At 67.6% G+C, this 21,901-nt stretch carries 20 protein-coding genes; 14 read left to right on the top strand and 6 right to left on the bottom strand.

The genetic code is table 11. The features are described from left to right. Nucleotides 1-268 precede the first annotated feature (268 nt). The 4 genes from BLS42_RS20735 (at nt 269) to BLS42_RS13610 (ending at nt 5,894) form a co-directional block, all read left to right on the top strand. Nucleotides 269-2,755 (top strand): S8 family serine peptidase, encoded by a 2,487-nt coding sequence (locus BLS42_RS20735; RefSeq protein WP_090582031.1) that lies wholly within the window; start codon nt 269-271, stop codon nt 2,753-2,755. 83 nt (nt 2,756-2,838) lie between these two features. Then, nucleotides 2,839-3,177: a YciI family protein gene (locus tag BLS42_RS13620; RefSeq protein ID WP_090582029.1), complete on the top strand. Its 339-nt coding sequence runs from the start codon at nt 2,839-2,841 to the stop codon at nt 3,175-3,177. Between the two features lie 134 nt (nt 3,178-3,311). Beyond that, complete coding sequence (locus BLS42_RS13615; protein ID WP_090582028.1) at nt 3,312-3,764, top strand: GNAT family N-acetyltransferase; 453 nt, start codon at nt 3,312-3,314, stop codon at nt 3,762-3,764. A gap of 150 nt (nt 3,765-3,914) precedes the next feature. Next, nucleotides 3,915-5,894, top strand: coding sequence for an APC family permease (locus BLS42_RS13610; RefSeq protein WP_090582026.1), 1,980 nt, complete (start codon nt 3,915-3,917; stop codon nt 5,892-5,894). Nucleotides 5,895-6,002: 108 nt separating this feature from the next. On the opposite strand, the gene BLS42_RS13605 is transcribed toward BLS42_RS13610, so the two are convergent. Beyond that, nucleotides 6,003-6,695, bottom strand: coding sequence for a TetR/AcrR family transcriptional regulator (locus BLS42_RS13605; RefSeq protein WP_090582024.1), 693 nt, complete (start codon nt 6,693-6,695; stop codon nt 6,003-6,005). A gap of 182 nt (nt 6,696-6,877) precedes the next feature. Here BLS42_RS13605 and BLS42_RS13600 point away from each other — a divergent pair, with 182 nt between their 5' ends. The 3 genes from BLS42_RS13600 to BLS42_RS13590 are packed head-to-tail and all read left to right on the top strand — an operon-like array spanning nt 6,878 to nt 10,784. Continuing rightward, on the top strand, nt 6,878-8,266 hold the full coding sequence (locus tag BLS42_RS13600) for a flavin monoamine oxidase family protein (protein WP_090582022.1): 1,389 nt from the start codon (nt 6,878-6,880) through the stop codon (nt 8,264-8,266). A gap of 38 nt (nt 8,267-8,304) precedes the next feature. Continuing rightward, complete coding sequence (locus BLS42_RS13595; protein WP_090582020.1) at nt 8,305-9,228, top strand: universal stress protein; 924 nt, start codon at nt 8,305-8,307, stop codon at nt 9,226-9,228. Next, entirely contained in the window at nt 9,225-10,784 is a 1,560-nt protein-coding gene (locus tag BLS42_RS13590; RefSeq protein WP_256336465.1) for an APC family permease, read from the top strand. Before BLS42_RS13595 ends, BLS42_RS13590 begins: the two co-directional genes overlap by 4 nt. A gap of 61 nt (nt 10,785-10,845) precedes the next feature. Here BLS42_RS13590 and BLS42_RS13585 read toward each other — a convergent pair whose 3' ends face one another. After that, entirely contained in the window at nt 10,846-11,484 is a 639-nt protein-coding gene (locus BLS42_RS13585; protein WP_090582018.1) for an NADPH-dependent F420 reductase, read from the bottom strand. 53 nt (nt 11,485-11,537) lie between these two features. Next, nucleotides 11,538-12,170, bottom strand: coding sequence for a hypothetical protein (locus BLS42_RS13580; protein ID WP_090582016.1), 633 nt, complete (start codon nt 12,168-12,170; stop codon nt 11,538-11,540). A gap of 187 nt (nt 12,171-12,357) precedes the next feature. Between BLS42_RS13580 and BLS42_RS13575 the strand changes: the two genes are divergently transcribed. Then, nucleotides 12,358-12,735: a VOC family protein gene (locus BLS42_RS13575; protein ID WP_090582014.1), complete on the top strand. Its 378-nt coding sequence runs from the start codon at nt 12,358-12,360 to the stop codon at nt 12,733-12,735. Between the two features lie 82 nt (nt 12,736-12,817). Here the strand turns inward: BLS42_RS13575 and BLS42_RS13570 are convergent, their stop codons facing one another. Then, nucleotides 12,818-13,222, bottom strand: coding sequence for a DUF5997 family protein (locus tag BLS42_RS13570; RefSeq protein ID WP_090582012.1), 405 nt, complete (start codon nt 13,220-13,222; stop codon nt 12,818-12,820). 144 nt (nt 13,223-13,366) lie between these two features. Here BLS42_RS13570 and BLS42_RS13565 point away from each other — a divergent pair, with 144 nt between their 5' ends. Both BLS42_RS13565 and BLS42_RS13560 read left to right on the top strand, forming a co-directional pair. Then, nucleotides 13,367-14,122, top strand: coding sequence for a LysR family substrate-binding domain-containing protein (locus tag BLS42_RS13565; protein WP_176803432.1), 756 nt, complete (start codon nt 13,367-13,369; stop codon nt 14,120-14,122). 40 nt (nt 14,123-14,162) lie between these two features. After that, a complete protein-coding gene (locus BLS42_RS13560; RefSeq protein WP_090582010.1) occupies nt 14,163-14,483 on the top strand; it encodes a DUF6221 family protein in 321 nt (106 codons plus the stop codon). 5 nt (nt 14,484-14,488) lie between these two features. On the opposite strand, the gene BLS42_RS13555 is transcribed toward BLS42_RS13560, so the two are convergent. Next, complete coding sequence (locus tag BLS42_RS13555; protein WP_090582008.1) at nt 14,489-15,181, bottom strand: GntR family transcriptional regulator; 693 nt, start codon at nt 15,179-15,181, stop codon at nt 14,489-14,491. 106 nt (nt 15,182-15,287) lie between these two features. Here BLS42_RS13555 and BLS42_RS13550 point away from each other — a divergent pair, with 106 nt between their 5' ends. From BLS42_RS13550 to BLS42_RS13535, 4 genes are all read left to right on the top strand, one after another. Beyond that, nucleotides 15,288-16,046 carry a LamB/YcsF family protein gene (locus BLS42_RS13550; RefSeq protein WP_090582006.1) on the top strand — a complete coding sequence of 253 codons (759 nt, stop codon included), beginning with the start codon at nt 15,288-15,290 and terminating at the stop codon, nt 16,044-16,046. A gap of 114 nt (nt 16,047-16,160) precedes the next feature. After that, nucleotides 16,161-17,501 carry an MFS transporter gene (locus BLS42_RS13545; RefSeq protein WP_090582004.1) on the top strand — a complete coding sequence of 447 codons (1,341 nt, stop codon included), beginning with the start codon at nt 16,161-16,163 and terminating at the stop codon, nt 17,499-17,501. Between the two features lie 49 nt (nt 17,502-17,550). Then, nucleotides 17,551-19,254, top strand: a complete 1,704-nt coding sequence (locus BLS42_RS13540) for a 5-oxoprolinase subunit B/C family protein (protein ID WP_371129575.1) — start codon at nt 17,551-17,553, stop codon at nt 19,252-19,254. After that, a complete protein-coding gene (locus tag BLS42_RS13535) occupies nt 19,254-21,014 on the top strand; it encodes an acetyl/propionyl/methylcrotonyl-CoA carboxylase subunit alpha (protein WP_090582003.1) in 1,761 nt (586 codons plus the stop codon). Before BLS42_RS13540 ends, BLS42_RS13535 begins: the two co-directional genes overlap by 1 nt. A 74-nt stretch (nt 21,015-21,088) precedes the next feature. On the opposite strand, the gene BLS42_RS13530 is transcribed toward BLS42_RS13535, so the two are convergent. Next, nucleotides 21,089-21,901 (bottom strand): GntR family transcriptional regulator (locus BLS42_RS13530; RefSeq protein WP_090582001.1); only part of this gene is annotated, 813 nt, incomplete at its 5' end.

The following is a 21,901-nucleotide window of genomic DNA, read 5'->3' as shown; positions in this document are numbered from 1 at the left end:
AGGCACCGATAGTGCCTGCTCGGTCTAACGGGAGCCGGTCAAAACTACATGCGGGAAGCCACGTTGTTGCCTGTGGCCCCTACTAGCGTCTGAAGGTAGGGCCGCCCTACGTCGCGGGCTTCGTCGCCTGGAAACGCGCACGACCGCCGCCGTCATCTCGAATGCGTCTGGGTTAGAGTTCTGGCGGGGGCGGGCGCTGGTGAGCGCGAGTGTTTCCCGCTCTCGCCCGACGGCCGGCTAACACCGGCCATGCCTCCTGAGGACCCACATGACCGCACCGCGCCTGCCCAAGGCCGTCGCATCATTCAGCGCCGCCGCTGTACTGCTCAGCACCCTGTTCGCCCTCCCCGCCGCGGCGGCCGAGAAGCCAGCAATTGACGCACGCCCGGTCGCCCCGCCCACCGCTTCGACGCCCCCTCCTGCCCAGGCCAACGGTCGCTTCGTCGTGAAGTTCAAGCCCGGGACCGCCAACGCCAGGGCCAACGCGTACGGGCAGGCAGCCAGGGCTTCGGGCGTCTCCGTCAAAGAGTTGCACGCCACGGCACGCGGTGCGACGGTCGTCCAGAGCACTGAGGCGCTGACAGCCGGTGAGAGCGCCGGGGTCCTCGCCTCGCTGCGCAGCCAGTCCAACGTCGATTACGCCGAACCGGACACGTTCGTCCGCCCGGCATCCACCCCGAACGACCCGCTGTACCCGGAGCAGTGGGACCTGTCCGAAGACACCGCAGGGATGCGCGTCCCCGCAGCCTGGGACATGACCTCCGGACTCGGCACCGTCGTGGCCGTCATCGACACCGGCATCACACCCCACAGCGACCTGACCCAGGTCCTCCCGGGCTACGACTTCATCTCCGACACCACCATCTCCAACGACGGGGACGGCCGCGACAGCAACGCCACCGACGCGGGGGACTACTGCAACGGTTCCAACTCGTCCTGGCACGGGACCCACGTCGCCGGGACCATCGGGGCCGCAGCCAACAACGGCACCGGCATCGCCGGCGTCGCCTACTCCTCCAAGATCCTCCCGGTCCGGGCCCTGGGCGCCTGCGGCGGATACCTCAGCGACATCGCCGACGCCGTTGTCTGGGCCGCCGGCGGGACCGTCACCGGCGTCCAGGCCAACGCGAACCCCGTCAAGGTCATCAACATGTCCCTGGGCGGTTCCGGCCAGTGCGGTGACTACTTCCAGTCCGCGCTGGACTACGCCGCAGCGCAGGGCGTCACGGTCGTCGTAGCTGCCGGCAATGCGGACTCGCCCGCCTCCGGCGGCACGCCGGCGAACTGCAACAACGTCATCACCGTTGGCGCGACCGGCCGCGAAGGCAACAAGGCGTACTACTCCAACTACGGTCCCGAGGTCGATGTCAGCGCACCCGGCGGCGACGGCTCCACCGGCGGGACCAACACCATCCTGTCGACCTGGAATGACGGCACCACCGTGCAGGGCACCGAAACGTATGCCTACATGCAGGGCACCTCGATGGCCGCACCCCACGTTGCCGGCGTCGCGGCCCTCATGATGGCCGCGAACCCGAACCTCACCCCGGCCCAGGTCGAGGGAATCCTCAAGGAGACGGCCCGTCCGTTGCCGGGAACATGCGATACCGGAGGATGCGGGGCAGGGCTGGTCGACGCGGGTGCGGCGGTGGAGGCGGCAAGGCCTGACCCGCAGCAGACACCCGAACCAGGGGTCGCTGGCACACGGTCAATCCAGGGTGAGGCGAGCGTGGGCTCGGTACTGACTGCCGACTCGGGCACCTGGGCGCCGGACACAACGTTGAGCTACCAGTGGTACCGGGGCCAAGCCGCCATCGACGCAGCAACCGGCGGCACCTACACCGTGAATGCTGCCGATCTTGGCCAGACCCTCGCCGTCTCCGTGACCGGCACCAAGGACGGATATGAGAGCGTGACCGTCGTCTTTGCGCCCACCCTCCCGGTCGCGCCGGGCACGCTTTCGGAACCGGGCCTGACCGTCACGGGCACCGCGAAAGTCGGCAGTTCCCTTCTGGCGACCTTGAGCGATCCGACCTGGGGGGACGAAGTGGGACGGACCTGGCAGTGGTACCGGTCAGGAGCGGCGGTCCCGGACACCAATCATCCGTATTACGACATCACGGCGGCTGACCTGGGCAAGACGCTCATGGGGCGCGTAACCCGCACACAGCCCGGCTACGCCACCATCGTCAAGGAAACCCCGACATATGTCGTGACCGCCGGCATCCTCTCGGGCCCGACGCCTTTGATCAGCGGCACCAGGAAGGTCGGCTCCACGCTGACCGCGGCTACCGGCACCTGGACCCTGGGCACGACCCTGAAATACCAGTGGTACCGCTCCGGCGTCCCGATCCCCGGTGCCACCGGGCCCAAGTACACGCTGACGGCCACCGACAGCGGCAAGATCATGCGACTGCGCGTCGCCGGGCTCAAGACCGGGTTCACCACCCTCATCAAGGACTCAGCGACGACCGCGGCCGTTGCGGCCGGGACCCTTACCGCGGGGACCCCCTGGATTAGCGGCTACCCCCGCTACGGTTACACGCTCGCGGCCAACCCGCGGACCTGGACGGCCGGGACCACACTGCGGTACCAGTGGTACCGGTCCGGGGTCGCCATCGCCGGCGCCACGGGACGGTACTACCGGCTCGCCTGGGCTGACCGGTACGACACCATCAAGGTCCGCGTGGTCGGGTCCAAAGCGGGCTACACCACGGTCACGAAATACTCAGGCCCTACCGTCCGGATCCCTTAGCATGCTCCCAGAGGGGCCGAATGGTTGACTTTAACTATCCACAACCGTTGCCGTCCGGCCCGCCCGCGGGGCACCATCTAGACATGACCAAATACCTCATCTCCTTCCCGAGCGAAGCCATGGTACTCACCGACGAGGAGTTCCCGATCGTCTCGGCCGAATCCCACGCTGTGATCGAGGAGGCGAAGGCTGCCGGCGTCTACGTATTCGGCGGTGGGATCGAGGAGGAAGTCGATCCCGTGCTGGTCTCCGCCGACGGTTCGGTGAGCACCGAGACCTATCCGGGCTCCGAACTCAATGGTGGGTTCACCGTGCTGGAGCTGCCGACGCGCGAGGACGCGGTCGAGTGGGCGAGGAAGATCGCGGCGGCCTGCCGTTGCGCGCAGGAGCTCCGCGAGTTCGGGTACGACCCGGCGAGCTAGCTGTCCTCAGCTCAGGCACACCTCCATGCGTTGATGTATGACCAGCGGCGCCGTGGACTTGGATTCTGTACTGGACAGGGCTTAGACCCCGGAGTTTCTCCTTGATCCGGACCTTCCATGGCACGATTCCTCACATGTCTTACAAAACCATTGACCGTGTAGCAACCGTTGCCGAGCACCGCCAACTGGCAGAACTCGTCGGATGGGGGAATGCCTTCCGTTGGGAGGCCATGCCTGGCTCCCTGGCGGGATCCTCCTGCGGAACCGTCGTCCTGGACGAGGCCGGAGCCATCGTAGCGATGGGCCGTGTTGTTGGTGACGGCGCCTTCTTCTTCTACGTCCAAGATGTTGCCGTGCATCCGCAACATCGTTGCCGAGGCCTAGGCACGGCCGTCATGCAACGCCTCCGCGCCCAAGTGACGGCACTGGCCGGGGGAACCGCGTTCCTCGGACTGTTCTCAACGCCGGAGGCCGAGCCGTTGTATCAGGGCACCGGCTTCGCGCCCCGGCCGGGCCTGAAGGGTATGTGGCAAGTCCTGACTGACGAGGCCCCGGTAAGCCATGCCCGTGGAGAGAAATCGCACTGAGGGCGGCAGAAACACCCGGGCCACAAGAGCATTACGACGACGACAAACCGGTGGAGCTGACAGCCAGCCGCAGGGACCGGTACTAGAATTGGCCGGTTCCTTTGCCGTGTTCCGGCCCGGCTGACGCCCGGCCACCGACAGAAAGACATCATGACGACGACTTCTGACCACGCCGTTCCGGCCCAGGTTGACCTGAAGCAGGCCGCCGCCCCGGACCGCAAACCGCTGGTCCGCTGGCTGCTCGCCAACCAGGTCGCACCCGCTGGCCCCGAAGCCGAGGAAGACCACAAACCCAACGCCTGGTGGAAGGTCATGTGCCTGACCGGCGTCGACTATTTCTCCACCCTGTCCTACCTGCCCGGCATCGCGGCCCTGGCCGCCGGCGCACTGTCCCCGCTGGCCACCCTGCTGATCGTGGCCCTGACGCTGCTGGGCATGCTGCCCATGTACCGCCGCGTCGCCCAGGAGAGCCCGCACGGGCAGGGCTCGGTGGCCATGCTCGAGAAGCTGCTGCCGTTCTGGCGCGGTAAGTTCTTCGTCCTGCTGCTGCTCGGGTTCGTTGCGACCTCGTGGATCATCACCATTACCCTCTCCGGCGCCGATGCCACCGTGCACTTGCTGGAGAATCCGATGATCCCGGAAAGTCTGAAGGGCAGTGCCGTCATCATCACGGTGATCCTGCTGCTGATCCTGGGCGGAGTGTTCCTGCTCGGATTTAACGAGGCCGTCGGCGTCGCCATCCCGCTCGTGGCCGTCTACCTGCTCCTGAACGCCGCCGTCGTCGCCGCCGGGTTCATGCACGTCTTCTCCGATCCGTCCCTGATCGCGGGCTGGCAGGACCGGCTGCTGGCCAGTGCCGGCGGCGGACCGATGGACCTGATCGGCCCGGCCGTCATCGCCTTCCCGCTGCTGGTCCTCGGGCTCTCCGGGTTCGAGACCGGCGTGTCGATGATGCCCCTGATCAAGGCGGCCGGGAATACCCCGGAAGAGGTCATGGCCTCCCGGGTCAGGAACACCCGCAAGCTGCTCACCACCGCGGCGGCCATCATGAGCGTTTACCTGATGTGCACGAGCTTCCTGACCACGGTCATGATCCCGGCCAAGGAGTTCCAGGAGGGCGGACAGGCCAACGGCCGCGCCCTGGCGTTCCTCGCCCACGACCTGTTCGGTGCCGGATTCGGGACTGTTTACGACATTTCCAGCGCCCTGATCCTTTGGTTCGCCGGGGCATCCGCCATGGCCGGGCTGATCAACATCGTGCCCCGTTACCTGCCCGCCTACGGCATGGCACCGGAATGGGGCCGGGCCGTCCGCCCGGTCGTGATCGTCTACACCGTGCTGAGCATCGGCATCACCATCGCTTTCAAGGCCGACGTCAACGCCCAAGCCGGCGCCTACGCCACCGGTATCCTGGCCATGATGGTCTCCGGTGCGGTCGCCGTGACCGTCTCAGCGATCCGCCGGCACAGCCGCGCCGGCACCATCGGCTTCGGTGCGCTGACCTTGGTCCTGCTCTACGCACTCGGCGCCAACGTCATCGAAAAGCCGGACGGCATCGCAATCTCGGCTTTCTTCATCGCCGGCATCATCGTCGTCTCGCTGGTCTCCCGGGTGAAGCGCACTACCGAATTGCGGCTGGAAACCATCGATTTCGACGAGGCGGCCCGCCAGTTCATCACCGACTCGATCGCCTTCGACGGGCAGCTGAACGTGATCTCCAACAAGCGCCAGGCCGGTGACAAGTCTGAGTACGCGGACAAGGAGTTCGAACAGCGCGGTCTGAACCCGGTGCCGGGCCCGGCGGACGTCATCTTCCTGGAGGTGGAGATCTCCGACCCGTCGGAGTTCAGCCACACGCTCCGGGTCGAAGGCATCGAAGTGGACGGCTACCGGATCCTGCGGGTGAAGTCACCGGCGGTGCCGAATGCGATCGCCGCGGTCCTGCTGGCCATGCGCGACTCGACGGGCACGAAGCCCCAGTGCTACTTCCAGTGGTCCGAGGGCAGCCCGGTGAGCCACCTCATGCGCTACCTGTTCCTGGGCGAGGGCGACACGGCCCCGCTGGTACGTGAAATTCTCCGCGAGGTCGAGCACGACCCGGCCCTCCGGCCGGGAATCCACGTCGGCTGAGGGCCGATCGGTGGAGGGAGGGGCTTCGGCCCTCTCCCTTCACTTTTGCCGCCGGACACACTCCGCTGGGCTGAGTTCGAACCCGGGGCCCAGCAACCAAGAGGCCCGTCAGGCCACCCGCAGCGTCCCGAGTCCGGCGAGGAGTGCCTCGAGTCCCAGGCTGAAGGCGACGTCTGCCGCTTTTTCTTGGCTGTCCTCGGCCAGACGCTCGACGGCGGCGGTGAAATGCGGCGTCGAGGCAGCCATGCTGCCGGAATCGAAGATGTCCGCCGGTGCCGTGACGTCGTAGGCGGAGCCAAAGATGAAGGATTCGAGCGCCACGATGGCCGGGATGATGCGCTCCTGCGGGAAGCCGGCGCGGCTAAAACCCGCGCTGACGGCCTCATACATGGCCAGCGTCTTGGGTGCATCCGTCACGGGGAGGACGGCGATGACCGGGATCAGCGGCGTGTGCTTGGAGAACACGTCGCGGTAGCTCCAGGCCCAGTCCCTCACGGCTTGTTCCCAGGGCCCGGTCTCGAAGGCGCTGACGTCCACGAACGACGTCAAATGGTCCTGGACGAGGACCAGAACATCCTGCTTGGAGGAGACGTGGTTGTACAGCGCCGAGGGCGCCACATTGAGGGTCCTCGCCAGTGCGGCCATGGTGAACCCGTCGTAGCCGCTCTTGCCGATCAGCTGCAGGGCCGCCGCGGTAATGCCGTTCTGGTCGAGAACGGCCGCCGCGGGCCGGCCCACGCGGCGGCGGGGATTGGCGGCGGGGCTGTGCGGATCGGCGGGGACGCTGGTTGGTGCCGTCATTCCGGGCCTTTCTTCTAGCTCTGCTGTCGGTTCCGGGACTTAGTCCATTCTGCCCCCAACTTTACGGGCGAAATTCACCAGGCAGGGGGGTCTTCCCTGAAGCGGAGGGAAGGTCTATCATTCTAAATGAACGGCATTCATTTAGTGGTCCGCATCACTCTAGCGGCCGCAGGAAGGACATCATGCTGGAACTTGACCGCGACGTCGTCATCGTAGGGGCTGGCCCTTCCGGACTGACCGCCGCCCGCAACCTGAAGAAGGCCGGACTGAGTGTGGCGGTGCTCGAGGCGCGGGACCGCGTGGGCGGGCGCACCTGGACCGACACGATTGACGGGGCCATGCTCGAAATCGGCGGCCAGTGGGTTTCCCCGGACCAGACGGCACTCCTGGGGCTCCTGGATGAGCTCGGATTGCAGACCTATTCCCGCTACCGCGATGGCGAATCCGTCTACATCGGCGCAGATGGCCAGCGCACCTTGTACACGGGTGACACCTTCCCCGTCAGCGAAACCACCGCGGCCGAGATGGACAAGCTCACTGCCCTGCTCGATTCCCTCGCCGCGGAGATCGGTGCCGAGGAGCCGTGGGCACACCCCAAGGCCCGCGAACTGGACACCATTTCCTTCCACCACTGGCTGCGGCAGAACTCAACGGATGAGGAAGCCTGCAACAACATCGGCCTTTTCATCGCCGGCGGCATGCTGACCAAACCTGCCCACGCCTTCTCCGCCCTGCAGGCCGTCCTGATGGCTGCCTCCGCCGGGTCCTTCAGCAATCTCACGGATGAGGACTTCATCCTGGACAAGCGGGTTGTCGGCGGGATGCAGCTGGTCTCACTGCTGCAGGCCGCGGAACTGGGCGGGGACGTCGTCCTCGACAGTCCGGTCCGCACCATCAACTGGGCCGAGGACGCGAGCGGGGGATACCGCGTCACTGCTGTCTCCGAACGCGCAACCGTGAATGCCCGCTTCGTCATCATGGCCGTGCCGCCGAACCTCTACTCCCGGGTTTCCTTCAATCCGCCGCTGCCCCGCCGCCAGCACCAGATGCACCAGCACCAGTCGCTGGGCCTGGTTATCAAGGTTCACGCCGTGTACAGCTCGCCGTTCTGGCGCGAGGGCGGACTCTCCGGCACCGCCTTCGGCGCCGGAGCGATTGTGCAGGAGGTCTACGACAACACGAACCACGAGGACCTTCGCGGCACGCTGGTGGGCTTCGTCTCGGACGAGAAGGCCGACGCCATGTTCGAGCTAAGTGCCGAGGATCGCCGCCGCGCCATCCTCGAATCGATTGCGTCCTTCCTCGGCGAAAAGGCCCTGGATCCCGAGGTCTACTACGAGTCCGACTGGGGCTCCGAGGAATGGACCCGCGGGGCCTACGCCGCAAGCTACGACCTCGGCGGGCTGCACCGGTACGGGAAAGACCAGCTGAAGCCGGTTGGCCCCATCTACTGGTCTTGCTCCGACCTCGCGGCCGAGGGTTACCAGCATGTCGACGGCGCCGTACGGATGGGACAGATCACGGCCGCCCGGATTGTCGCCGCCGCGGACCGAGCTTCCGTGTCCCAGTAGAAAGCCCCCAATAGTTCAAGAGAGAGAGGACGGCCCAGATGCGATACGTAGTGGGGTACTCAGCCGATGCCAGAGGCCATGATGCGGTCAATCTGGCCGTCTCCCTGGCGCTCGGGCGTGGAGCGAGCCTGGACCTTGTGCTGGTGGTGCCTGAAGTGCAGCATTCCGGGCACGCCCTCGCACCCAGGCCCGGATTTGAACATCTGCTCAACGAGCAGGCCCAGGAGTGGCTCGACCAGGCGCTGGCGCTGGTTCCGCCCGGTGTCCAGGCCCAGGCGCACGTCCGCAGCGGTGATTCCGACGCGCACGCGCTGATCGAGGCGGCCGAGGAACTGCGCGCGGACATGCTGGTCATCGGCGCAACCAGAAACGGGATCTTCAAGCGGTTCACGATCGGGTCGGTGGCCAGCGCCCTGCTCCACGCGTCGACAGTTCCGGTTGCCCTGGCGCCGCACGGCTATCACCGCCAGGAGGCCCTGACCCGTATCAGCTGCGGGCTCGGAACCCGGGCGGGCGCTGAGAAACTGCTCGATTTCGCCCTGGGCATGGCGTCGAACCGGGTCGTGCCGCTGCGCGTGGTCTCGCTTCTGGCGCTCGACGGCGGCGATGCGGCTGATGCGACCGGTGCCGCCGATGCGGCCCGGGAGTACGCGGAGAAGCACCTTGCCGCGGCCCTGCCGGGCGGCGAGCAGGAGGTCCGGGAGGAGGCGAAGACCGAAGTGGTCGTCGCGCACGGCCGGAGCATCGAGGAGGCGGTGGACCGCCTGGACTGGGAAGACGGCGAGATTCTGTTGATCGGATCGAGCAGGCTTGCCAAGGGCCGGTCCATCTTCCTCGGCAGTACAGCCAACCGCATTCTGCGCGCCCTGCCGGTGCCGATGATTGTGGTTCCGAGCGACTATGAACTCAAGCAACCCAACCAGCCGGCGTCGAACGACATTCCTGGAGAGGCACAAAAATGAGTACCGAACACGAGATGTCCAAGGCCTCCCAGCCCGGACTGCAGCCCGGACTGCAGCCCGGGCAGCAGCACGACCAGCACGGGCTCAGTGAGAAAGGTCTGAAGGCAGGATCGGTGGGGCTGATTGGCGCCGTCGTCATCGGAATTTCCTGTATCGCCCCGGCCTACACCCTGACGGCAGCCCTGGGCCCCACGGTGGCCGAGGTCGGCGTGCAACTGCCGGCGATCTTCCTGGTGGGCTTTATCCCCATGTTGCTGGTGGCGTTCGGCTACCGCGAGCTCAACAACGCCATGCCCGACGCCGGCACGTCCTTCACCTGGGCCTCGCGGGCGTTTGGCCCATGGATTGGCTGGATGGGCGGGTGGGGGCTGATCGCGGCGACCATCATCGTGCTCTCGAACCTGGCCGCCGTCGCTGTGGACTTCTTCTACCTCATGCTGGCGCAGCTCACCGGCAACCCGGACCTCGCCGACCTCACCACCAACCTGCCGCTGAATATCGCCACCACGCTGGTGTTCATTGCCCTCGCCTGCTGGATCTCCTACCGCGGCATGGAGACCACCAAGTCCGTCCAATACGTTCTCGTGGGATTCCAGCTGCTGGTCCTTGGCTGGTTCTCCGTGGCTGCGTTCAGCCACGTCGCCAACGGGACGGCCTTTGACGCCACTGCCATTTCCCCGGACTGGTTCAACCCCTTCGCGGTGGGATCCTTCTCCGCTTTTGCCGCCGGCGTTTCGCTGTCCATCTTCATTTACTGGGGCTGGGACGTCACGCTGACCATGAACGAGGAGACTAAGAACCCGGAGAAGACCCCGGGCCGCGCCGCCACCCTGACCGTGCTGATCATCGTGATCATCTACATGACCGTCGCCCTGGCCACGCTGACCTTCGCCGGCGTCGGCGAAACCGGCCTCGGTGCCGGCAACCCGGAAAACCAGGGCAGCATCTTCGCGGTCCTCGCGGGGCCGGTGATGGGCCCGTTCGCCATCCTGATGTCGCTGGCCATCCTGAGCAGCTCCGCCGCGTCGCTGCAGTCCACGTTCGTCTCGCCCGCGCGCACCCTGCTGTCCATGGGCCATTACAAGGCCCTGCCGCAGAAGTTCGGCAAGATCAGCCCCACGTACAAGTCCCCGAGCTATGCCACGATCGCCTCGGCAGTGGCCGCCGCAGCGTTCTATGTCATTACCCGCACCACGTCGGAGAACGCGCTGTGGGACACCATCACGGCACTGGGCATGATGATCTGCTTCTACTACGGCATCACCGCGTTGGCCTGTGTCTGGTTCTTCCGCGCCGAGGCGTTCAGCGGGGCGAAGGCGTTCTTCTTCAAGTTCCTTTCTCCCCTCCTGGGCGGCGTCATCCTGCTGGTCATGTTCGTCAAGACGGCCTATGACTCCATGGATCCCGCGTACGGTTCCGGCTCGTCAATCGGTGGTGTGGGCCTGGTCTTCATCCTGGGCATGGGCGTCATCCTGCTGGGCGTGGTGCTCATGCTGGTGATGGCCAAGCTCCGCCCCGAGTTCTTCAGGGGCAAGGTCCTGTCCCGCGGGCACTGAGTCCGCGGCCGGCAGCCGGATGAGCGTCGGCGAAAGCGCAACGGTCGAGCTTTAGGCGCCCCTAGTCGATGATTTTCAGGCCGGCGCCCCAGTTGAAGGCTGGATACGCTGGGTTGACCTGCAGCGCCATGAAGAGCAGCATGAAGCCCTCCAGTTCGCGGGCGTGGCGCAGTCCGCCCACTTGGAGCGGACGCAGCCCGGCGGCTTCGGCGAAGGCCGCGACATTGTTGCGGGCCTGTTCGGAATCCGAGGCGATGAAGACATCCATCGGCTTGCCGCCGACCCTTCCGGAGCCGAGCGGTCCGGCGAAGGTGGTGTTGAAGGCTTTCACCACCTGGGCGCCCGGTAGCAGCGCGGCGATTTCCTCGGCCGCCGATGTCCCCGGGGCGACAACCAGCGAATCGAAGGTCTCGGTGTCGATTGGGTTGCTGATGTCCACCACCGTTTTGCCGCTGAGCGTATCGCCGAAGTGCGTGGCGACTTCCTTGGCGGGGCCGAAGTAGAGCGCCAGGACGACGATGTCGCCCTCGGGAACCTCGCTCAGGCCGCCGGAGGTGCTTTCGCCGCCAAGGTCGGCAGCGAGCTTGGCGGCATTCTCCGGCGTCCGGTCCAGAACCTGGACGGAACGGCCGGCGGCGACAGCCCGGGTGCCGATCGCCCGTGCCATGTTGCCGCTGCCGATGATTGTGATGTCAGTCATGATGGAACCTTTCCGAGGTTGCCGGGAACTGCTTAGATCAGCAATTGCGCGAATCAGCGGTGCGCGCGGTCCGGGCCAGGCGGCCCGGCGGGGGTGACGCCCGCCGCGCGCTCGGCGGCAGCCAGCGCATCTTCCAGGCGTTCCACGGCCGGGGCGTAGGCGGCATCAGTGCAGGCACGATCCGCGCGGCCGCCGAGGCGCTCGGCGGCCTTGATCGCCCGGATCAGGGCCGCCGTTTCCGGCTGCCGGGGATCGCTCATCCCGGGATAGTCAATGGAGAACCCCGGATCAAGTTCGTACTGCTGCCACCGGGCGAGGGCGCTCCGGTGCCGTGTGGCCGCCGCCTCGTTCATGCGCCGTGTCTCCCGGCTGGCCCGGCGGGCATCCTGTCTGGCCAGCAGCCGGGGTGCCGCTGCCAGCGCCGCCAGGGCCGCCACCGCGGCCAGTATCCCGAGCGCCAGGCCCGCCCACGGCCACGTTGAGGAGGACACGACGATGGCGGGCACAACGACGGCGAGTCCGGCGAAAACATCCCAAAACGCGCCGTCCGCGCCTTCTGAGGGTCCGTCCTTGGCTGCCAGATGCTTGCGGGCAAAATAGACCGAGGCAAACGCCGCCCCGGCAACCAGGATGGCGAGGGCGAGGAACTGCCAGGCCGCGAGGGCACCGGATAGTGAAAGCGTCATTGCACACCTCCCCGGAACGGTCCCGGGCGGGGGCAGTTCCGCTAGTTCCATTGGAATCCCTGGCGGCGGGGCCGTCAATGCCCTGCCCGGCCGGGGCGATGCCGGCCACCAACACCGGGCGCCCAGGCCGGGCGCGAAGGCCGCGTCGCGGTTCCGTCACGGTTCCTCCCGGCGTAGCCTAGGGCCCATGCGACTGAAAATGTGCAGCGTCCACGTTAAGGATCCAGCCTCGGCCCATGAGTTCTACACCGGCACGCTGGGCTTCGAAACCCTGATGGCCATGCCGGAGCACAACCTGTTCATCGTCAAGGATCCGGGCGGTGCCGGGGGCGCCGGACTGCTGCTCGAGCCCAGTGACAACCCGATCGGGGCGGCCTACATGAACGGCCTGCACGATGCCGGAATTCCAGCGATCGTCTTTGGCGTGCCGGACGTGCGCGCCGAATACGACCGGCTGGCGGCCAAGGGCGTGATGTTCCAGGGGGAGCCGTCAGAGGGGCCCGGCGGGACCAGCGTGGTGATGGATGACGGCTGCGGGAACTTCGTGCAGCTGCACCAGGACTAGTTACCGGACCAGCCACGCCCGCGTGGGTCAGGCACAGGGCCTAGCGGCTCACTTGGTCCTTGTCCGGGTGCGTCGCGTGCCGCTATTCGGCCTTGGCGCGGGCTTTCTTGGCGTCTTTTTTAGCGCCCTCGTCCTTGACCCGCTGGGCCTCGGCGCGGACGGCGGCATGGGTGGCGCGCTCGGCGACCAGCCATGCCGGGGGAGCCTGGAGCAGTGCGGTGATTTCCGCCGTCGTCAGCGCTTCCTCAACACCACCGCGGGACAGGCCGCTGATGGAGACGTTGAGCTTCTGCGCCACCACGGGCCGCGGGTGCGGACCGTTACGGCGCAGTTCCGCGAGCCACTCCGGCGGGTTGGCCTGGAGCTCGGCGAAATCAGCGCGGGTGATGGCCGAATCCTGGAACTCCTGGGGTGTCGCCGGCAGGTAGATGCCAAGCTTCTTGGCAACGGTGGCCGGCTTCATGGACTGGGAGTTTGCGGAGGTCATAGTTCAAGGGTATCCGGCGGGATGCCCGCAGGGCGCCAAACCAGTACCAAATCAGTACCAAACCAGCACCAATCCAGGACCAAACCGGCATGGTGCTGCCATCGGGGCGGACCCCGGCGCCACCCCGGGCGGTACTGTGAACATGTGTCCGCAGCAGAAGAAGCACCCCAGACCCCCGACGAAACCGCCGTCGTCCCAGCCGTTGCAGTTGGGCGCGAGCTGCGCTTCGCGTACGTCGCCGGCGTGACACCCGGAAAGTGGATCCGGCGCTGGGAGGAGCGGATGCCTGACGTGCCGCTGCACTCCTTTATGTCCGACGACGGCGCGCAGCTATCCGTGCTCCGCGACGGATCCGCGGACCTGAGCTTTGTCAGGCTTCCGGTGGAGCGCGAGGGACTCAGCGTCATCCCGCTCTACGAGGAACAGCCTGTGGTGGTGGCGCCCAAGGGGCACGAGGTCTCCTTGTTCGAGGAAGTGGACCTGGCGGACCTGTCTGCCGAGACCTTCCTTGATGTGAAGGAACTCGGCGGACCCGCGATGGCCCTGCAGGTGGTGGCGTCCGGGGCCGGGCTGGTGATCCTGCCGATGTCCGTGGCCCGGCATTTCAACGTCAAGGACACCGTGGCGCGAAAACTCACCGGTGCGCCCGGCACGGAGATCGCGTTGGCCTGGCCCAGCGACACCACGGACGAGGTCATCGAGGAATTCATCGGGATTGTCCGCGGACGCACCGCGGCGAGCTCCCGCCAGCCCTCGGCGCAGCAGGAGAAACCCAAACGGGAGCCCAAGTCGGACCGGCGCGGCACCGGAGCCGCCAAGAAGCCCAAGGTGGCGCAGCGTTACGCGCCCAACCCGGACAAGGGCCGCGGCAAGGGATCCCGGAAAAAGGGTAAACGCTAGGCCGTAGCCGTCTGGGCGGCGCCGCGCATAGGCTCGGTTCGTGGACATCGTCGAGTTCCTGACCGCACGCATTAAAGAAGACGAAGCCGCCGCCCTGAAGCTGCTCGGCGACCCCACGCTTGCCGTCTCCGGCGAGTGGTATGAACGCCGCCTGCTTCGCGAGTGCGAGGCCAAGCGCCAGCTCATCGGCATCATTGAATCCGCCCGCCAGTCCGTGCTGACCGCCTTGGTCAGCCAGGAACCCGCCGACGCCGGATGGGTGCCGGACGTCATTGAATGGACCACGCTGTCCCTGCACACGCTGGCCCTGCCGTACGCCGACCACCCCGAATTCCAGGCTCGCTGGCGGATCACCGGGTAACGGGCTCACTCCCCGTGGACGGCGGACTGGCGCTCCTCAGACCGGTTCAAATAGGCCAGCAGCAATTCGCCGGCGTGGTCCAGGTCCCCGGCTTCCAGGGCGTTGCAGATTTCCTCGTTGTCCGGCAGATAGCCCCGGTAGAAGTGCGCATCCACGGTGGCCTTGTGGAAGAACAGCCGCATCTCGGCCAGGACCTGGGACATGATCGTGTCCAGCCGCCGGCTGCCAGCCAGGGCAACGATCGCGCCATGGAAGTGCTGGTTGGCGTTGCCCAGACCCTCTTCGTCGTTGGCGGCGGCCGCGGCTTTGCCCTCTTCCACGGCCGCGCGGACCGCCGCCACCCGCTCCGGGCTGCCGCCGCCGCGGATCGCACTGACTTCAATGGCGCGGCGCACCGTGTAAACGTCGTGGATGTCGCCCGCCTCCAGGCTGGCCACGAAGACGCCCCGGTTCGGATGCCGCACCACCAGGCGCTCGGCCGCAAGTTCGGCGAAGGCCTCGCGGACCGTGTTGCGGGAAACGCCCAGGTCTTCGGCAATGGTCGATTCCGTGAGCCGGGCTCCCGGCAGAAGCACACCCTCCGCCAGCTGCAGGCGTAGTTCGGCCGCCACCCGGTCCGCCACCGAGGGAACGGCCACGCGCAGCCGCGCCGCAGCCGCGCCCAGGGCAGAGCCGGCAGCTGCATCAGAAGTCGTCATGGTGCCGAATCTACACGATTGTCTAAATGTTGAATCGTCGGATTGTTGAACAATCGGGCAAAGTGATGCATCCTTATAGGGGGCTATCATGAGACGAGGATCACAAATGGCAACCATCGACCTGAACAGCGACGTTGGCGAGTCTTTCGGACGCTGGACCCTAGGCGACGACACGGCGATGTTCCGCTCGGTTTCCAGCGCCAACGTGGCTTGCGGATTCCACGCGGGCGACCCCAGCGTCATCCGCCGGACCTGCCGTGAGGCGGTCGCCGCCGGCGTCGTGATCGGCGCCCACGTCGGTTACCGCGATCTCGCCGGATTCGGCCGCCGCTTCCTGGACATCGACCCGCTCGAACTGGCGGACGAGGTCGTCTACCAGATCGGCGCGCTGCAGGCACTGGCCGCCGTCGAGGGCGGCACGGTCAGGTACGTGAAGCCGCACGGCGGCCTCTACAACGCCATCGTCTCGCACACCGCCCAGGCGAAGGCCGTCGTCGACGCCGTGAAGTCCGTTGACCCGAACCTGCCGATCCTGGGCCTGCCGGGCTCGGAAGTGCTGCGCCTCGCCGAGGCAGCCGGGCTCCGGGCCGTTACCGAAGCCTTCGCGGACCGGGCCTACAACCCGGACGGCACCCTGGTATCCCGTACGCTCCCCGGAGCCGTGTTGGAGGATCCCGCTCTCGTCACTGAGCATGTCCTCCGGATGGCCACCGATTCCGCCGTCCGCACCATCGACGGCTCCATCCTGAAGATCCACGCAGAAAGCATCTGTGTGCACGGCGACTCCCCGGGAGCCGTCACCATGGCCGCCGCCGTCCGCGACGCGCTCAACGCCGCCGGGATCGAAACAGCCGCGTTCGTCTAAGCCGAAGCAACACCTGCTTCATCCCCGGTTCCGCCCGGATCGCCCGGTTCCGCCGGGATCACCCGCACTTTAACCCGAGCAACAGGCAGCACCCCGCACACCTGGAGGAAAACCATGACTGCAGCACCGCATCAGGCCACCCCGGCCGCCGGCAAGAGGAGGATCCCGCCCGGTGCCCTCAAGGCCTACGTCGCGAGCCTCACCGGCACTTCGCTGGAGTACTACGACTTCGCGATCTACTCCGTGGCCTCGGCCTTGGTGTTCCCCAAGGTCTTCTTCCCGGGCACCGACGAATACGTCGGGCTGCTGCTGTCTTTCTCGACCTTTGCGGTGGGCTACCTCGCCCGTCCCATCGGCGGCGTGATCTTCGGCCGGCTCGGTGACAAGATCGGCCGCAAGCACGTCCTCGTGACCACCCTGCTGCTGATCGGCATCGCAACGGTGGTGATCGGCCTGCTCCCGGGCTACGCCACCATCGGTATAGCCGCTCCCATCATCCTCGTGTTGCTGCGCCTGGCGCAGGGCATCGGCGTCGGCGGCGAATGGGGCGGTGCCGTCCTGCTCTCGAGCGAATTCGGCGACGCCAAGCGGCGCGGCTTCTGGTCTTCCGCCGCGCAGATCGGCCCGCCCGCCGGCAACCTGATGGCCAACGGCGTCCTGGCCGTGCTCGCCGCGACGCTCAGCAACGAAGACTTCCTCTCCTGGGGCTGGCGTGTGGCCTTCCTTGCCTCGGCCTTCCTGGTGGGCTTCGGCCTGCTGATCCGGCTGAAGCTCGAGGAAACCCCCGTCTTCAAGGCCATCCAGGCCCACGGCGAACAGCCCAAGGCCCCCATCAAGGAGGTCTTCACCAAGGAGCCGCGCGCCCTCGTGTCCGCCGCCCTGTCCCGCATCAGCCCGGACGTGCTGTACTCCCTGCTCACCGTCTTCATGGCCGTTTACGCCACCAAGGAACTGGGCATGAGCACCAGCAACGTCCTGACCGCCATCCTGATCGGTTCCGCCTTCCAGCTGGTCCTGATCCCCGCGGCGGGCGCCCTCACGGACCGCGTCAACCGCCGCCTCGTATACGGCATCGCCGCCGTCGGAACCGCTATTTACATCCCGCTGTTCTTCGTCATGATCCAGGACAAGTCGGTCCTCACGCTGACCGTTGGCATCGTGATCGGGCTGGCCTTCCACGCCTTCATGTACGGCCCGCAGGCCGCTTACATCACCGAGCAGTTCCCGGCCCGGCTGCGCTACGCCGGCAGCTCGCTGGCTTACACTCTGGCCGGCGTGGTCGGCGGCGCCATCGCACCGTTGGTCTTCACCGCCCTCTTCGCCGCCAGCGGCGACTGGTTCCTGATCGCCGGCTACCTCGCGGTCGCCTCGATCGTGACGGTGATCGGACTGGCTATCGGACGCAATCCGCATACCGACGAAGAAGAGCGGCTCCTGCAGGATGCCCGCGCCTGAGGGGCGCGGATCCTGTCCACCGGCACCGGCACAATGAGTGAGGCACCTCGTGATTGAGACAGCAGGGGAACCCCCGAAGGTAGAGAACGCAACAGTTCACAAGGTCCGCTCCGTGCGGGCCGTGGGAACGCGCGCGGTCCTAGCCGAGCTCTCCGGCACCCAGGATGTGCTTGCCCTGCAGGCGCTGCTGCTGGAGAAGCCACTGCCGGGCCAGCAGGACGTCCTGGCCGCGGCCGAGACCGTCCTGGTCAAGGCCGATTCCCCGACCTCGGCCCGGCGCATCGCCGCCCGGCTGCTGCAGCTCGACCTCACCACACCCGTGCAGCTCGACGGCGGGCTAGTGATCATCGACACCGTGTACGACGGCGAAGACCTCGCCGAGGTCGGGCGGCTCACCGGTCTGGGAACCGAGGGCGTGATCGCCGCTCACTCCGGCCAGGTCTGGACCGTGGCCTTCGCCGGCTTCGCCCCCGGATTCGGGTACATGGTGGGGGAGAACCAGCAGCTGGAAGTGCCCCGCCGCAGCTCGCCGCGCACCGCCGTGCCCGCAGGTTCCGTGGCGCTGGCCGGCAACTATTCGGCCGTATACCCGCGCCGTTCCCCGGGCGGCTGGCAGCTGATCGGGCGCACCAACGCCAGGATGTGGGACCTGGACCGGGACCAGCCCGCCCTGGCCGCCCCCGGCCACCGGGTTCAGTTCCGCCCCGTCCGGGATGCCGTGCTCGTCGCGGAGTCAGCCGCAGAGCCTGCGGCCGAGAATGCTCGCACTGGGCCGGAACCGGCCGCCGGGGACGACGTCACCCGCGGTCTCCGGATCGTTTCGCCCGGTCTGCAGAGCCTGATCCAGGATCTGGGCCGGCATGGCCACTCCGGCCTGGGCGTCTCCGCCGCCGGCGCACTGGACCGCGCCTCGCTGCGCCGGGCCAACCGCCTCGTCGGGAACGCCCCCGGCGCGGCTGCCATTGAGACCGTCGCCGGCGGCCTTAAGGTCCAGGCCGTGGGGGACCAGGTCCTCGCCGTCGCCGGCGCGCCGTCGGAACTGAGCATCGTGTCGGCGCCGGATGACGCCGGCGATACATGGCAGCGCACCGTGCCGGTGGCCAGTGCCTTCGCACTGCTCGATGGCGAAACGCTCAGCCTGGGCGCGCCGCAGAGCGGCTTCCGCAGCTATCTCGCGGTCCGCGGCGGGGTGGACGCAGCCCTGGTGCTGGGCAGCCGTTCCACGGACACGATGTCCGGGATCGGTCCCGCGCCCCTGGCCGCCGGGCAGGTGCTGGCCGCCGGCGGCGAGGCCGAATCCGGCGTCGTCGGGGCTCCCGAACTGCAGCCGGACTACCCGGGAGCCGGGGTGACTGTCCTCGACGTCGTCCCCGGCCCCCGCGCCGACTGGTTCGATCAGGCGGCGCTGGACTCGTTCACTGCCCAGGACTGGTCCGTGCTGCCGCAGTCCAACCGGGTCGGCATGCGGTTGGACGGGACCCCGCTGCAGCGCAGCCGCCAGGGCGAACTGCCCAGCGAAGGCACCGTGGCGGGCGCCCTGCAGGTCCCGCCGGAGGGCCTGCCCGTGCTCTTCCTGGCCGACCATCCCATCACCGGCGGCTACCCGGTGATCGCCGTGGTGGTCGACTCCCAGCTGGACCTCGCGGCGCAGGTACCCATCGGGGGCAAGATCCGCTTCCGCTGGGCCGAAGCCGCCACCACCGAACACGGCACCACTGAACACGCCGCCACCGACGAAGAAGCGAGTAACTGATGCGCAAGATCCTGATCGCCAACCGTGGAGAAATCGCGGTCCGCATAGCCCGGGCCTGCGACGACGCGCAGCTGGCGTCGGTCGCCGTCTACGCCGACATCGACGCCGACGCCCTGCACGTCTCCGCGGCGGATGAAGCCTTCAGCCTGGACGGCAACTCACCCGCGGACACGTACCTGAACATCCCCAAGCTCCTCGCCGTGGCGGCCGAGTCCGGAGCGGACGCCGTCCACCCCGGCTACGGCTTCCTCTCCGAGAACGCCGACTTTGCCCAGGCCGTCCTGGACGCCGGACTGACCTGGATCGGTCCGACGCCGGACGCCATCCGGCTGCTCGGCAACAAGATCACGGCCCGCGACGCGGCCGTCCGGGCCGGCGCACCCTTGGTGGCCGGCAGCGACGGTCCCGTCGACACGGCTGCCGAGGCCCGGGCCTTCGCCGAACAGCACGGCCTGCCGATCGCCATCAAGGCCGCTTTCGGCGGCGGCGGCCGCGGCATGAAGGTGGTCCGGGTCATCGACGAGGTCGAGGAGGCCTTCGACTCCGCCGTCCGTGAAGCAGTGGCCGCCTTCGGCCGGGGCGAGTGCTTCGTGGAGCGCTACCTGGACCGTCCGCGCCACGTCGAGGCGCAGGTCCTGGCGGACGCGCACGGCAACGTCGTCGTCGTCGGAACCCGCGACTGCTCACTGCAGCGCCGGCACCAGAAGCTCCTGGAGGAGGCTCCTGCGCCGTTCCTGAGCGAAGAGCAGACCACGCTGATTTACGACGCCGCCAAGGCCGTCTGCCGGGAAGCCGGCTACTCCGGCGCCGGCACGGTGGAATTCCTGGTCGCGGCGGACGGCACCGTGGCATTCCTCGAGGTCAACACCCGGCTCCAGGTGGAGCACCCCATCACCGAGGAAACCACGGGGATCGACCTCGTCCAGGAGCAGTTCCGGATCGCAGCGGGGGAGCCGCTGCGCCTGACCGAGGACCCGGCGCCGCGCGGACACGCCTTCGAATTCCGGCTCAACGCCGAGGACGTGGGCCGAGGCTTCCTGCCCTCGCCCGGGACGATCGGCGAGTTTGCAGGCCCCACCGGACCGGGCATCCGCCTCGACACGGGAGTCCGCTCAGGCTCCTTCGTCGCGCCGCAGTTCGATTCCCTACTCGCCAAGCTGATCGTCACCGGCGCGGACCGCCAGCAGGCCCTACGCCGCGCCCGCCGGGCCCTCGCCGAAATGCGCATCACCGGGGTGGCCACCGTGCTGCCGTTCCACCGGGCCGTGCTGGAGTCCCCGGACTTCACGTCCGAGGACGGGCTGGGCATCCACACCCGCTGGATCGAAACCGACTTCGCGGACAGTGTCTCCATCTCTGCCGATCCTGATTACAGCACCACCGCGCCCGACGGCGAACGCCGCACCATCACCGTCGACGTGGACGGACGGCGGCTCGCCGTCGGCCTACCGGCCGACTTGCTGGACGGCTGGGCGCGCTCCGGCGCTCCGCTGCCCGCCGGCATGTCCCCGGAAGCAGCGTCCGACGGCCGTGCTTCCGCTGCCGACCCGGAGGAGCTGCGCGCCGACATGGCCGGGACCGTGGTGAAGTGGCTCGTCGAGCCCGGCGCCGAGGTATCGGCAGGGGATCCGGTTGTTGTTCTTGAAGCCATGAAGATGGAGACCCAGGTCTCCGCGCACCGGGACGGCACCGTCACTGACGTGCGCACCGAAGCGGGCGGAGTGGTTGTGGCCGGGGCGGTGCTGGCGCTGATCGGCTAGCCGGCCGGACTACCTCCGGAAATGGGGACGGCCGGGCACGCTGGGGAGCGTGCCCGGCCGTTTCGTCCGGTGTTTTAGGACTGCGACTCGGCGAGGGCCGGGGTGGTCTCGGTGCGGTGGGTCGGTGGTTGTGCGCGCCGGTTGAGCCACATTTCGAAGACGTCGCTGGTGTGCCATTCGAAGGAGGCGAGCACCGGGGTGCCGTTCTCGTCGTAGTCGACCTCGTCGAAGTAGAGCAGCGGGACGCCGTCTTTGACCTGCAGCTGCGCGGCTTCGGGGGGTCCGGCGAGGACGGGGAGGAGTTTGGCCCGGCCGTTTCGGACGCCGTGGTTGTGGTTTTCGAGCAGGTCGAAGAGCGACGGGCCCAGGTTGCCGCGGGTCGCTTCGGGCACGAGGGCCAGCGGCATCCGGTCCACGCTGTAGACGACGGGCCGGTCATCGGCGAACCGGACCCGTTCGACGACGACGACCGCGGCGCCGCGGTCCAGGCGGAGCCGGTCCCGGTCGGCGTCGTCGGCGGGCTGCACACTCTGGGAGATGATCCGGATGCTCGGGGTGAACCCGGCGGCCTGGATCATCGCGGTGTAGCTGACGTTCAGGTCCAGGGCGTGGCGCTGCGGGACCCGGGTGACGTAGGTCCCCTTGCCGTGGAGGCGGGAGAGGTACCCGGCGTCGATCAGGGCCCGGTAGCCTTCGCGGACGGTGGCCCGGCTGACGGCGAACTTGACGGACATTTCGTCTTCGTTGGGGAGCCGGTCGCCGACGACATACGTGCCGTTGCTGATGAGCTCGGTGAGTTCATCTCGAACCTGTTCTGCAAGATTTGGCCGGCGAACTGCCATGGTGTCCTCCCTTGTGACAATGATTCCAGTGTACTGGCGGCGGGC

Source organism: Arthrobacter sp. ov407, from assembly GCF_900102895.1.
In the GTDB taxonomy this organism is placed as follows: domain Bacteria; phylum Actinomycetota; class Actinomycetes; order Actinomycetales; family Micrococcaceae; genus Arthrobacter.
Note: the sequence above shows the minus strand (reverse complement) of the source record. Positions and strands in the feature narration are given on the sequence as shown.

What these genes read in the sequence shown, in the direction of transcription:
- BLS42_RS13550 (WP_090582006.1), top strand. Translation starts at nt 15,288, where the DNA reads ATGGCAACCATCGACCTGAACAGCGACGTTGGCGAGTCTTTCGGACGC.
- BLS42_RS13580 (WP_090582016.1), bottom strand. Translation starts at nt 12,170, where the DNA reads ATGACGCTTTCACTATCCGGTGCCCTCGCGGCCTGGCAGTTCCTCGCC.
- BLS42_RS13595 (WP_090582020.1), top strand. Translation starts at nt 8,305, where the DNA reads ATGCGATACGTAGTGGGGTACTCAGCCGATGCCAGAGGCCATGATGCG.
- BLS42_RS13545 (WP_090582004.1), top strand. Translation starts at nt 16,161, where the DNA reads ATGACTGCAGCACCGCATCAGGCCACCCCGGCCGCCGGCAAGAGGAGG.
- BLS42_RS13535 (WP_090582003.1), top strand. Translation starts at nt 19,254, where the DNA reads ATGCGCAAGATCCTGATCGCCAACCGTGGAGAAATCGCGGTCCGCATA.
- BLS42_RS13575 (WP_090582014.1), top strand. Translation starts at nt 12,358, where the DNA reads ATGCGACTGAAAATGTGCAGCGTCCACGTTAAGGATCCAGCCTCGGCC.
- BLS42_RS13600 (WP_090582022.1), top strand. Translation starts at nt 6,878, where the DNA reads ATGCTGGAACTTGACCGCGACGTCGTCATCGTAGGGGCTGGCCCTTCC.
- BLS42_RS13585 (WP_090582018.1), bottom strand. Translation starts at nt 11,484, where the DNA reads ATGACTGACATCACAATCATCGGCAGCGGCAACATGGCACGGGCGATC.
- BLS42_RS13615 (WP_090582028.1), top strand. Translation starts at nt 3,312, where the DNA reads ATGTCTTACAAAACCATTGACCGTGTAGCAACCGTTGCCGAGCACCGC.
- BLS42_RS13570 (WP_090582012.1), bottom strand. Translation starts at nt 13,222, where the DNA reads ATGACCTCCGCAAACTCCCAGTCCATGAAGCCGGCCACCGTTGCCAAG.
- BLS42_RS20735 (WP_090582031.1), top strand. Translation starts at nt 269, where the DNA reads ATGACCGCACCGCGCCTGCCCAAGGCCGTCGCATCATTCAGCGCCGCC.
- BLS42_RS13620 (WP_090582029.1), top strand. Translation starts at nt 2,839, where the DNA reads ATGACCAAATACCTCATCTCCTTCCCGAGCGAAGCCATGGTACTCACC.
- BLS42_RS13555 (WP_090582008.1), bottom strand. Translation starts at nt 15,181, where the DNA reads ATGACGACTTCTGATGCAGCTGCCGGCTCTGCCCTGGGCGCGGCTGCG.
- BLS42_RS13605 (WP_090582024.1), bottom strand. Translation starts at nt 6,695, where the DNA reads ATGACGGCACCAACCAGCGTCCCCGCCGATCCGCACAGCCCCGCCGCC.
- BLS42_RS13610 (WP_090582026.1), top strand. Translation starts at nt 3,915, where the DNA reads ATGACGACGACTTCTGACCACGCCGTTCCGGCCCAGGTTGACCTGAAG.
- BLS42_RS13590 (WP_256336465.1), top strand. Translation starts at nt 9,225, where the DNA reads ATGAGTACCGAACACGAGATGTCCAAGGCCTCCCAGCCCGGACTGCAG.